Source organism: Bacillus cereus group sp. BceL220, from assembly GCF_051776965.1.
Taxonomy (GTDB): Bacteria; Bacillota; Bacilli; order Bacillales; family Bacillaceae_G; genus Bacillus_A; species Bacillus_A cereus.
Map to the genome: position 1 here is coordinate 819,301 of NZ_JBPWBC010000001.1, position 12,226 is coordinate 831,526.

Sequence of the window (12,226 nt, forward strand, 5' to 3'; positions counted from 1 at the left end):
AACTCATGTCCTCATCATTACTTTTATAAAATATCTTGTCGAAACTTGTTGTTTTTTATTATATGGGCTATTTTTTAAAAAATCAATAGTTTTATTTTTTCTGACAAAAAAATATAGGGAGAAAATTTTTCCTCCCTATAACTGCCCTTTTAATATCTCTAATTCCTCAGTTGCAATGTTCCGCCATTTTCCTACTCCAAGCTCATTTAGCTCTATATTCATAATGCGCACTCGCTTTAGCTTTATTACAGTAAATCCGAAAGCACGACTCATTCTACGAATTTGCCTGTTCATTCCTTGCGTTAAAACGATACGAAATGTTGATTGATCGACTCTCGTCACTTTGCACGGCTTCGTCATACCATCTTTAATCTTTACACCGCTGGACATCTCATCAATAAACCAGTCCGTAAAAGGTTTATCGACTGTGACAACATATTCTTTCTCGTGTTCGTGATCACCGTGTAAAATTTGATTGGCAATCGCGCCATCATTCGTTAATAAAATAAGTCCTTCTGATGCTTTATCTAATCGCCCAACTGGAAAGATTCGCTCTGGGTAATTGATATAATCAATAATATTATCTTCAATATGATCAGCTGCTGTACAAGTAATTCCGACTGGTTTATGGAATGCGATATACACCTTTTCTTTCTCTTCTTTCGCAATAACCTGTCCATCAATCGTTACAACATCACCATCGCTCACAAGTGCACCGTGCGTACATATTTCGCCATTAATAGCCACGCGTCCAGCTTTAATAAGGCGGTCTGTTTCACGTCTTGAGCATGATTTTGCTTCGCTTATGTATTGGTTGATTTTCATGTTTTATTCCTTTTCATATATAATAAAAACGTCAATCTATGGCAATATCATTATGCCACGATTGACGCTTTTTCACTTCGCAAAAACAACTAAATAAATAACCCCAATCACCAAAAATATTCCACAACAAGCTAACAATACTTTTGCAAGTTTGTCCATAAACATATAATGGTTTCCCCTTTGTTTCGTTGTTTGCTATTTTAATTCGACAACTGTTACGCCTAGGCCTCCCTCGCCCATGTCACCGTAACGGTAATTCTTCACGCCGCGATGCTTCTTCAAGTAATCTTGTACACCTTGGCGAAGCGCTCCTGTTCCTTTACCGTGAATGATTGATACACGAGGATAACTTGCAAGCTGGGCATCGTCTAAATATTTTTCAACGCGCATCATTGCATCTTCATAACGTTCACCGCGAAGATCAAGTTCCAATGAAACGTGGTAATCTCTACCCTTCACACTTGCGACTGCTTTTTTCTCTGTTTGCTTCGGTGTGTTAATGTATTCCATGTTAGATTCTTTTACTTTCATCTTCAGAATACCGATTTGTACGCTCCACTCTGTATCACTTACTTTTTCAAGTAATTGACCCTTTTGACCGAACGTTAATACTTTTACTTCATCACCTGCGCGTAACTGTTGTTTCGGCGCAGTGTTTTTCACGTTTACTTTTTGTTTCTTCACAAGCTCTGGCGCTGTTCCTTCTAGACGGCTCTTCGCTTCAATAAGCTCATGGTCTTTCACATTTACAAGCTGTGCTTTACGCAATTGACGAAGTTCTTGAATAATCCCTTCTGCTTCTTTCTTCGCAGCTTCGACTTTTTCTTCCCCTTCTTTTTGCGCTTTTAATAGTTTTTCATCACGCTCATCGTTAAACTCAATAATTTGACGTTGCAACTCACGATGAAGTTTCTCAGATTGTTTGCGAAGTGCCTCTGCTTCGTTCCAGTCACGCTCTGCGTTTTTCTGGCTTTCTTCTAACTTCGCAATCATATTTTCAATTTTATTTGTATCTGTACTAATATGGTTACGTGCTTGGTCAATAACGCGATCAGATAATCCAAGGCGCTTCGAAATTTCAAAGGCGTTACTGCGACCTGGTACACCGATTAATAATTTATAAGTTGGACTTAATGTATTTACATCAAACTCAACACTCGCATTAATAACTTGCTCACGGTTGTATCCGTATGCTTTTAATTCTGGGTAATGCGTCGTAGCAACAACGCGAGCACCGCGGTTACATACTTCATCTAAAATCGAAATTGCTAGTGCAGCACCTTCTTGCGGGTCTGTTCCAGCACCTAATTCATCAAATAAAACTAAGCTTTCAAAATCAGCTTTTTCTAAAATATCTACAATGTTCACCATATGTGAGGAGAACGTACTTAAGCTTTGTTCAATCGACTGCTCATCACCGATATCAGCAAAGATATTTTTAAATACACAAATCTCTGACTCATCCATTACTGGAATGTGAAGACCAGATTGCGCCATTAATACACAAATACCAACTGTTTTCAGCGTAACTGTTTTACCACCTGTATTCGGTCCTGTAATAACAATTGTTGTGAAATCTTTACCTAGCATAATGTTATTTGGCACAATAATTTCTGGATCGATTAGCGGATGACGAGCTTGTCTTAAATCCATATAACGCTCGTTATTTACAATTGGTTTCGTTGCTTTAATTCGTTTCGCATAAAAAGCTTTCGCAAAGATGAAATCAAGATTTGCAACTACTTCTACGTTTGATAAAACGATATCGGCTTCTACTGCCACTTCTTCTGTTAACATTAATAAGATGCGTTCAATTTCTTGTTTTTCTTTCACTCGTGCTTCTTGTAGTGCATTATTTAATTCTACAATTACTTGTGGTTCAATAAATAATGTTTGTCCAGAAGCAGATTGGTCGTGAACAATACCGCCATATACGCCGCGGTATTCTTGTTTTACTGGGATTACGTAACGTTCATTACGAATTGTTACAATCGAGTCAGACAGCATCTTTTGCGCGTTTGAAGAACGCGTCATATTTTCTAACTTTTCACGAATACGGCTTTCCGCAGTACGAATTTGAGTACGAATACCACGCAGTTTATCACTCGCACTATCGACTACTTCACCGCCATCACCGATGCAATTTGTAATTTTCTTTTCTAACTCATATAAAGATACAATTTGAGCGACATGAGTTTCTAAAATCGGAAGCTCGACACCGTTATCAGCCATATCTTCAATGAAACGTTTCATATTACGACTACCATACATCGTATTCGCAATATCAAGTAGTTCATTCGGGCTTAACATACTTCCAATCTTTGCACGCTTCACATTCGAGCGAATATCCGTAATGCCACCTAATGGTGCACTACCTTTTAAACGAATGACTTTCGCTGCTTCATCCGTTGTATCTTGCATTTCTACAATTTCTTCAAAATCAGTGCTCGGCACTAAATTCTTCACTTTATCACGGCCAAGTGAAGAGGCTGTATGTTCAAGTAATTGTTCTTTTACTTTATTGTATTCTAATACACGCAACGTTCTTTCTAACATGTTGCAGGTCCCCCTTGTGTTACTTATTACGTTTAATATAGTCTAATAAACGTTCAATATCCCATGTGTTAATCACGTTATCTTTTTGAATCCAACCTTTACGTGCTGCAGCGACACCTGTTTCCATATCTTCTAACATTTCAAGTGTATGAGCATCCGTATTAATCGCTACTTTTACACCAGCATCTTGTGCTTGTTTTAATAATTTCGCGCTTAAATCTAGACGGTTCGGATTCGCATTTAATTCTAAAACTGTATTTGTCTCTTTTGCGAGTTCAATTAATAAATCTGTATCTACATCATAACCCTCACGGCGCCCGAGAAGACGTCCTGTCGGATGGGCAATCATTGTGACATGTTTATTCTCAAGTGCAGTACGCAGACGCTTCATAATCGTTTCACGGTCTTGTGAGAAGCTAGAGTGAATCGCTCCAATGACATAGTCTAATTCTTCTAATACTTCATCATCAAAATCAAGAGAGGCATCTGGTAAAATGTCCATTTCAATTCCGCGTAAAATTGTAATGTCTGGATACTTTTCATTCATACGTTCAATTTCTTTCGCTTGCTCACGAAGACGCTCTTTCGTTAAACCATTCGCTACTTTCAAATATTGCGAGTGATCAGTAATCGCCATAAACTTGTATCCACGAGCACGGCACGCTTGTACCATTTCTTCAATAGAAAAAGCACCGTCACTCCAAGTTGTATGCATATGTAAATCACCTTGTATATCGGAAAACTGAATTAAGTTCGGATACTCTTTAATTAATTCAATTTCTTTTCCATCTTCACGCACTTCTGGCGGAATAAATGGCAGACCGAAATGAGCGAAGAAGTCTTCTTCAGTCTCAAATGTTTTCACTTCACCTGTTTCCAAGTTCTCTACACCGTATTCACTAATTTTCTCGCCTTTATCTTTTGCGATTTGACGCATTTTTACGTTATGGTCCTTTGATCCTGTGAAATGGTGAAGAGTTGTAATAAACTCTTCTGGTTTTACTAAACGAAAATCGATTGAAATATCATATTCATATTGAAGGCGGACAGAAACTTTTGTATCTCCACTTGCGATTACTTCAATCATATTATCGAATTGTAGTAAATGCTCACGTACCGCTGCTGGTTCTGTCGTTGCAATGATAAAATCTAAATCTTTCACTGTCTCACGAACACGGCGTAAGCTACCAGCGCGAGAGAAACGAATTACTTCAGCAATATTCGACAATTTCTCCTCTATTTCCCCGGCAATAGGCAATACCATCGCAATTGGTAAACGCTCTGGACGAGAGCCTACTTGATCGATTGCTTCTAATATTTTCTCTTCTGTCTTCTTACCGAAACCTGCTAAAGCCTGTACTTTATTTTCCTCACAAACAGCTTTTAGCGATTCCATATCAACAACACCAAGTTCTTTATATAACTTAGCCACCTTTTTACCACCAAGTCCTGGTAGTTTTAATAACGGCAATAAGCTACTTGGTACTTCTTTCTCAAGTTCTTGCAATACTTCAGATGTTCCCGATTCTATATATTCTTGAATAACGGCTGCTGTTCCTTTTCCGATTCCTGGAATCTTTGTGAAATCTTCAATTTCAGAAAGACTACGATCGTCACTTTCTAATGCTGCTGCCGCTTTACGAAATGCAGATATTTTAAATGGATTCGCACCCTTTAGTTCCATAAAAAGCCCGATTGTCTCTAATAATTTGATAACTTGTTTTTTATTTACTTTCATCATTGCCCCGCCTTTCTTTCATAGAAAAAAACTTCTCTTTCCGAAAAAAGAGAAGTTATACTCTGCTACCTGTCTGCCATAGTTCCTTCACCTTTTCAGATAGAATCGGTGTATCGTCTACAATTATTTTGCTAATTGATGATTTTTGTAATGGTGTTTGTACTTGTTCAATCGGAAGAATATTTCCAATGATAATTAAGACAAACAAAATAATATATGCTTCTAAAAATCCGAGGATTGCCCCCGCAAACGCATTTACTTGCTTTAAAACCGGTATTTCTGCAAACATATTTAACAAATTACCAAGTAATGAAAGTGCAATTTTAGTGATAATAAACAATATGATAAACGCAAGCGCTTGATAAAATACTGTCTCAATATTATTTGCATCAATCCATTCTGGAACAGATACGTTTTTATCAAATGGATACGGAATAAATTTCGCAAGTGCTGGCGCTAAATCTTTACAGTACCAGTATGCAACAAGGTATGCGATAATAAAGCTTGTTAACTTTACAAGTTGCAGAATAAACCCTCTGCGTAAGCCGAGGAAAAATCCCATAACAAGCAGTAAAATGATAATAATATCAATCATGTTATTCCATTCCTTTTTTTGTCATACTTTCTTTCAATTTCTCATGTTCTTCTTTTAATTTTATGTAATCGTGTATGACGTTTACCGCCGTCAATACCGCTAGTCTACTCGTGTCAAGCGAAGGATTCTTGGCATTGAGTTCGCGCATTTTATCATCCACAATCGCTGCTACCATGCGGATATGACTTGTACTTTCATCGCCAACAACTGAATATTGTTGACCATAGATTTCTACATTAATTCGACTTTTCTTTCCCTTTTGTTGTGACAACTCACCGGCCTCCAATCACGTACAGAATCCTAAAGTTTATCATACCATGAACCTTCATAATATGGAAACAGAAAGAACAATCCGATATGATAAAAATAACAATATAAAAAAAGGGGTGACCATTATGTCAAATTCTATCGTAATTCTAACAAATTCTACAGTAATTGAAGACATGAAACAACAATATAAACATTCGCTTAGCCCGAAAACTCCGCAAGGCGGGATCTTCATGGCAAAGGTACCATCTTGCACGATTACAGCGTATAAATCTGGAAAAGTAATGTTCCAAGGAGGCCGCGCTGAAGCAGAAGCTTCTCGTTGGCAAACTGTCTCTCAAACACCGAAAACAGCTGTGAAAAAATCTGTTGATTCCCATCGTTATGCTCCGCCTGCTTCCATCAGTACAATGTCTATTGTAGGGTCTGATGAAGTTGGTACGGGAGATTTCTTTGGACCGATGACAGTCGTTGCTGTATATGTGGATGCAAAGCAAATTCCACTACTAAAAGAACTTGGTGTAAAAGACTCTAAAAACTTAAATGACGATCAAATTACTGCCATTGCGAAACAACTTCTACACGTTGTTCCTTACAGCTCCCTTGTCCTTCATAATGAAAAATATAACGAGCTATTTGATAAAGGAAACAACCAAGGTAAGTTAAAAGCTTTACTACACAATAAAGCTATTACAAACTTATTAGCTAAAATGGCACCTACAAAACCTGAAGGCGTCTTAATCGATCAATTCACACAACCTGATACATACTATAAATATTTAGCAAAACAAAAACAGGTACAGCGTGAAAATGTTTATTTCGCTACGAAAGGTGAAAGCGTCCATTTAGCAGTAGCCGCTGCTTCTATTTTAGCTCGCTACTCATTCGTAAAACAGTTTGACGAACTAAGTAAAAAAGCTGGTATGCCACTTCCAAAAGGTGCTGGTAAACAAGTTGATATCGCCGCTGCTAAATTAATTCAAAAGCTTGGTAAAGAACGATTACCTGAGTTTGTGAAACTGCATTTCGCTAATACAGAGAAGGCGTTTCGCTTATTAAAATAGTATCGACAAAAACAGGAGCCTACAAACTCCTGTTTTTTGTTTCACCCTACTATTGTCCTTGTAATTATGTCACAACATAAATATACATATTATTAAAATTAAAGAAGATAATTCCTATTACTATTTCTATAAATGATTCTAAACATCTTACTAGGTAATCCCATGAAAGACAATTCAAAATTAGGGAGAATATCCAACTATTAAGTGAGCAACAGGAGTTCCAAAATTTAATCGAAAGATATGGTAGATCATTCCTATTAAATTTTCGGATTCGAAAATTTATCGTGAAACACGATGCACAACAAGCTACAACATTTCTGTGAGGAATTTGAATTCATGATTAGAAGAAAAGGATTGTTTACATAAGGAGGGAATTCATATGGACGCTGTGAAAGTTAAAAAATTATTATATGTTTTCATACACCTCGTAGGTCCACTTTCTTACTTCATTATTTCTACTGTTTGGGGCACTTTCTTCACTACTAAATCCACATTCGAAAACATATCTGATAGCCTTAGCGTTATGGCCATCTATTACGTGTTCATAAGTTTACTGTGGTTTTTCTATTTCGATCGATTAGACAAAGACATAAATAAGATTACAAAAGAAATTAACGATAATATGATGTAACACATAACAAAGGAGAGCCCTTAAGACTCTCCTTTGTTATGTTAGCTTCGTTTCTGCTTCTTATTAGATGAAGGTACTTTATGAGAACCTGTTTCATGTGTCGTCGTTCCTTGTCCTTCTACTTCTGGAGAACCTAGGCCCGATCTTGAATGATCTTTTTTCACTTTTTTACTCATTTATATTCACCCCTTCGCGTTACTTTTTGCTACAGGGTAATAAACTATGCAAAATAAAAAGCGAGAGGAAATCCTCTCGCTTTTTTCACATTTTAGAACTCAGAAGAACCTGGAGTTCTTGGGAATGGAATTACGTCACGGATGTTAGCCATACCAGTGATGTACATTAGGAAGCGCTCGAAACCTAGACCGAATCCAGCGTGTTTTGTACCGCCGTATTTTCTAAGTTCTAAGTACCACCAGTAGTCCTCTTCGTTCATACCTAATTCTTTAATTCTGTCTACTAAAACGTCCATTCTTTCTTCACGTTGACTTCCGCCGATTAATTCGCCGATGCCAGGAACTAGAAGGTCAGTAGCAGCTACTGTTTTTCCATCTTCATTCATACGCATGTAGAACGCTTTAATGTCTTTCGGGTAGTCAGTTACGAATACAGGGCGTTTGAAGATCTCTTCTGATAAGTATCTTTCATGCTCTGTTTGTAAGTCAATACCCCATTCTACTGGGTATTTGAAGTCAGCACCTGATTCTTGAAGTACTTTAATTGCTTCTGTATATGTGATGCGACCGAAGTCAGAGTTAATCACGTTGTTCATACGCTCTAGAACTGTTTTATCAACGAAGCTGTTGAAGAAGTCCATTTCTTCTGGTGCATGCTCTAATACATATTTCATTGCATATTTCAGCATATCTTCTGTAAGATCCATTACATCGCCTAACTCAGCGAATGCAATCTCAGGCTCAACCATCCAGAACTCAGCAGCGTGGCGAGTTGTGTTTGAGTTTTCCGCACGGAATGTAGGTCCGAATGTATATACATCACGGAATGCTAATGCATACGCTTCAGCGTTCAGCTGTCCACTTACTGTTAAGTTTGTTTCTTTACCGAAGAAGTCTTTTGATTCATCAACTTTTCCGTCTTCACCTTTTGGTACGTTATTTAAATCTTGCGTTGTTACGCGGAACATTTCGCCAGCACCTTCTGTATCACTACCAGTGATGATTGGTGTGTGGACATGTACAAATCCACGCTCTTGGAAGAACTGGTGAATCGCAAATGCTGCGATAGAACGTACGCGGAACGTTGCAGAGAATGCATTTGTTCTTGGACGTAAGTGAGCGATTGTACGTAAGTATTCAAACGTATGACGCTTCTTTTGAAGTGGGTAATCAGAATCTGATAAGCCCTCGATATCAATTTTTTCTGCTTTAATTTCAAATGGTTGCTTCGCTCCAGGCGTTGCAATTACTTTACCTTCTACTTTCACCGAAGAGCTAAGTGGAAGCTTTGCAATTTCTTTAAAGTTCTCTAATTCTGTATCGAAAACGATTTGAACGCTTTTGAAGAAGCTACCGTCGTTTAATTCGATGAAACCAAATGCTTTTGAATCACGTAAGTTACGAATCCACCCTGATACTTGTACTGTTTGACCTGCATACTTTTCTGTATCTCTATACAGACTTTTTACTAATGTGTTTTCCATAGTGAAATTCTCCTTTGCTGATATATTTAAATACAAAAAAACCTTTCATCCATAAAGGGACGAAAGGTTAAACTTCGCGGTACCACCCAATTTGTCATAAAGACCAACTTTAACTCGTATGTAATACATACTTCCCGGTTTGTAACAGGCCGGATTCCCGTCTAAGTCTACTCTTGAATACAAGATTCAATTTCGGTTAGCAACTCCAAGGTGTTCTTCACATATACCGCCTCATCAGGCTCTCACCGCCCCTGACTCGCTTTGGATTATAGTATATACTACTTTTCCTTATCATCGTCTTTCATTTTGTTAAACTAAAATTAATGTACTACATTCGAGAGAAAGATGCAAGATGCCAGAAAATATATAAGCGATTTTTGTAATATATCGACTTACCGACATCTGTCGACGATTGTGCAATAAAAAAAATTGCCGGAATGAATCCGGCAATTTTCTAATTACTTACGTAACTCCGCACCAAATTTCTCTTCTACCGTTGTTAATACACGGTTATGCGCTTCTGTTACTTCTTCATCTGTTAACGTACGTTCTGCATCGAAGTAAGTCATAGAGAATGCAAGTGATTTCTTGCCTTCTTCCATTTTTTCACCTTCGTATAAGTCGAATAGTGTTACGTCTTTCAGAAGTTCTCCGCCAGCTTCAGCAATGACTTGCTTCATTTCACCAGCTTTTGTTTCTTTTGTTACTACAACAGCCATGTCACGTGTCATAGATGGGAAACGTGGAATTGCTGAGTAGTAAGTTTCTTCTGCGTCTGCACCGAATACTTTTACAAGAGATAGTTCGAATACGAATGTATTTTTCACATCTAATTGTTTTTCTGCTTCTGGGTGCAATTGACCGATGAAACCAATTACTTCGCCATCTAATACGATATCAGCTGTACGGCCTGGATGCATACCTTCACGTTTTGCTGGTGCATATGTGATTTGGTTTGAAACGCCAAGTACGTCGAATAGTCCTTCTAGTACACCTTTCATAACGAAGAAGTCTACTACTTTCTTCTCACCTTGCCATGCATGGTGAAGAGCAAGACCTGTCATAACACCTGCAAGGTGTTGTTCTTCTTTCGGAAGTTCTCCTGCTTCTGTTGGTAAGAAGATAGAACCTACTTCGTACAAAGCAACGCTGTCGTTTTTACGAGCAACATTGTATGAAACTGCTTCTAGCAATTGTGGCACTAAGCTTAAACGAAGTTGGCTGCGCTCTTCGCTCATTGGAAGCGCAAGGTTTACAGGTGCTTTTTCGTTTGGCTCAACCATGTATTGTTTCGCTTTGTCAGCGCTTGTTAATGAATACGTGATTGCTTCATATAAACCAGCACCCTCTAAGAAGCGGCGTACTTTACGACGTTTCGTTTGTGCTGATGTTAATTTACCACGAGTCATTGTTCCAGAAGGTAATGTAACTGGAATGTGGTCATAACCGTATAGACGGCCCACTTCTTCTACTAAGTCTTCTGAAATTGTAATATCAGGACGACGTGCTGGTACATTTACATGGAATGTTCCTTCTACTTCTGTGAATGGGAATTTCAAGTTTGTGAACATTGTACCCATTTCACTCGCAGAAATATTTGTACCTAATACACGGTTTACTTTTTCAGCAGTAACAGATACTGTACGCTCTTGTACTTGTAAGTTGTCAGCTTCTACTACACCTTCAAGTGCTTCACCGCCAGCATATTTCGCCATTAAAGCAGCTGCGTGTTGAATTGCTTCAAATGTACGTGTTGGGTCGATTCCTTTTTCGAAACGTGCACTTGATTCACTACGAAGACCTAAGTCTTTTGATGTACGACGCACTGTTTGACCTGCAAAGTATGCAGACTCAATTAGAACGTTTACTGTCTCATTTGTAACTTCAGAATCCGCTCCGCCCATCACACCAGCAACAGCTAAAGCTTTTGTACCGTTTGTAATTACAAGGTGGTGGCTTTGTAATGTACGCTCTTGATCATCTAACGTTTCAATTTTTTCGCCTTCTTTTGCAAGACGAACAACGATTTCTTTTGAACCTAATTTATCGTAATCGAATGCATGTAACGGTTGACCGTATTCCATTAAAATGTAGTTTGTAATATCAACTACGTTGCTAATTGGACGAATACCAGCTGCCATAAGGCGAGTTTGCATCCACATTGGTGATGGACCAATCTTTACGTTTTTAACCATTTTTGCAATGTATAATGGGTTTTCTTCTTTCGCTTCTACACTTACAGAAATATAATCAGAAGTTTTTTCTGCTGTTTCTTGTAATTCGATAGCTGGAAGTTTTACTTCGCGGCCGTAAATAGCAGCCACTTCATATGCAACACCTAACATGTTTAAGCAATCTGCACGGTTTGGTGTTAAGCCAAGCTCAAGTACTTCATCGTGTAAGTTTAAAATTTCAAGTGCATCTGCACCAACTTCAGCGTCACTTGGGAAGATGAAGATGCCATCTGCATATTCTTTTGAAACTAACTTTCCATCAATGCCAAGCTCTTGAAGAGCACAAACCATACCGTGAGAAGCTTCACCACGTAGTTTTGCTTTTTTAATTTTGAAGTTACCAGGAAGTACAGCACCAACTTTTGCAACTGGTACTTTTAAACCTTTTGCAATGTTAGCAGCTCCACAAATAATTTGAACTGGCTCTTCTTCACCGATATCGATTAAGCATTTGCTTAATTTATCAGCTTCTGGGTGTTTTTCACATTCTAATACGTGACCAACTACAACACCTTTTACACCTTTATTTAATACTTCAACACCTTCTACTTCAATACCACTTTTCGTGATTTTGTCTGCTAGTTCTTGTGCTGTTACATCTTTAATATCTACATACTCTTGTAACCAACGATATGATACGAACATATTTATCCTCT

At 38.0% G+C, this 12,226-nt stretch carries 10 protein-coding genes, 1 pseudogene and 2 other annotated features (1 of these 13 cut by a window edge); of the genes and pseudogenes, 3 read left to right on the top strand and 8 right to left on the bottom strand.

Annotation, left to right across the window (positions count from 1 at the left end; translation table 11 throughout):
• Positions 1-27, bottom strand: a binding site (T-box leader); it reaches 229 nt to the left of the window's first position.
• Positions 28-135: 108 nt separating this feature from the next.
• The 5 genes from ACS2FK_RS04340 to zapA all read right to left on the bottom strand — a co-directional run bounded on the left by ACS2FK_RS04340 (position 136) and on the right by zapA (position 5,985).
• Positions 136-825, bottom strand: a complete 690-nt coding sequence (locus ACS2FK_RS04340) for a 23S rRNA pseudouridine(2604) synthase RluF (RefSeq protein ID WP_000700737.1) — start codon at positions 823-825, stop codon at positions 136-138.
• 195 nt (positions 826-1,020) lie between these two features.
• On the bottom strand, positions 1,021-3,381 hold the full coding sequence (locus tag ACS2FK_RS04345) for an endonuclease MutS2 (protein ID WP_000893743.1): 2,361 nt from the start codon (positions 3,379-3,381) through the stop codon (positions 1,021-1,023).
• 19 nt (positions 3,382-3,400) lie between these two features.
• Positions 3,401-5,119: a DNA polymerase/3'-5' exonuclease PolX gene (gene polX / locus ACS2FK_RS04350; protein ID WP_000867533.1), complete on the bottom strand. Its 1,719-nt coding sequence runs from the start codon at positions 5,117-5,119 to the stop codon at positions 3,401-3,403.
• A 55-nt stretch (positions 5,120-5,174) separates the two neighbouring features.
• Positions 5,175-5,714, bottom strand: a complete 540-nt coding sequence (locus tag ACS2FK_RS04355) for a CvpA family protein (RefSeq protein ID WP_063548736.1) — start codon at positions 5,712-5,714, stop codon at positions 5,175-5,177.
• Between the two features lies 1 nt (position 5,715).
• Positions 5,716-5,985 (bottom strand): cell division protein ZapA, encoded by a 270-nt coding sequence (gene zapA, locus ACS2FK_RS04360; RefSeq protein WP_000082701.1) that lies wholly within the window; start codon positions 5,983-5,985, stop codon positions 5,716-5,718.
• 124 nt (positions 5,986-6,109) lie between these two features.
• Here zapA and rnhC point away from each other — a divergent pair, with 124 nt between their 5' ends.
• The 3 genes and pseudogenes from rnhC (at position 6,110) to ACS2FK_RS04375 (ending at position 7,676) form a co-directional block, all read left to right on the top strand.
• Positions 6,110-7,045 carry a ribonuclease HIII gene (gene rnhC, locus ACS2FK_RS04365; protein ID WP_000071564.1) on the top strand — a complete coding sequence of 312 codons (936 nt, stop codon included), beginning with the start codon at positions 6,110-6,112 and terminating at the stop codon, positions 7,043-7,045.
• 132 nt (positions 7,046-7,177) lie between these two features.
• Positions 7,178-7,411: pseudogene (locus ACS2FK_RS04370) on the top strand (hypothetical protein).
• A 13-nt stretch (positions 7,412-7,424) separates the two neighbouring features.
• The gene (locus ACS2FK_RS04375; RefSeq protein ID WP_000340262.1) at positions 7,425-7,676 is read left to right on the top strand and encodes a hypothetical protein; all 252 of its coding nucleotides are present in this window, start codon (positions 7,425-7,427) and stop codon (positions 7,674-7,676) included.
• 41 nt (positions 7,677-7,717) lie between these two features.
• On the opposite strand, the gene ACS2FK_RS04380 is transcribed toward ACS2FK_RS04375, so the two are convergent.
• The 3 genes from ACS2FK_RS04380 to pheT all read right to left on the bottom strand — a co-directional run bounded on the left by ACS2FK_RS04380 (position 7,718) and on the right by pheT (position 12,215).
• Positions 7,718-7,852, bottom strand: coding sequence for a YuzL family protein (locus ACS2FK_RS04380; protein ID WP_000039588.1), 135 nt, complete (start codon positions 7,850-7,852; stop codon positions 7,718-7,720).
• Positions 7,853-7,944: 92 nt separating this feature from the next.
• Positions 7,945-9,336, bottom strand: a complete 1,392-nt coding sequence (gene asnS, locus ACS2FK_RS04385) for an asparagine--tRNA ligase (protein WP_000432188.1) — start codon at positions 9,334-9,336, stop codon at positions 7,945-7,947.
• A 52-nt stretch (positions 9,337-9,388) separates the two neighbouring features.
• Positions 9,389-9,640, bottom strand: a binding site (T-box leader).
• Between the two features lie 154 nt (positions 9,641-9,794).
• Positions 9,795-12,215, bottom strand: coding sequence for a phenylalanine--tRNA ligase subunit beta (pheT, locus tag ACS2FK_RS04390; RefSeq protein ID WP_000498195.1), 2,421 nt, complete (start codon positions 12,213-12,215; stop codon positions 9,795-9,797).
• Between the last annotated feature and the right edge of the window lie 11 nt (positions 12,216-12,226).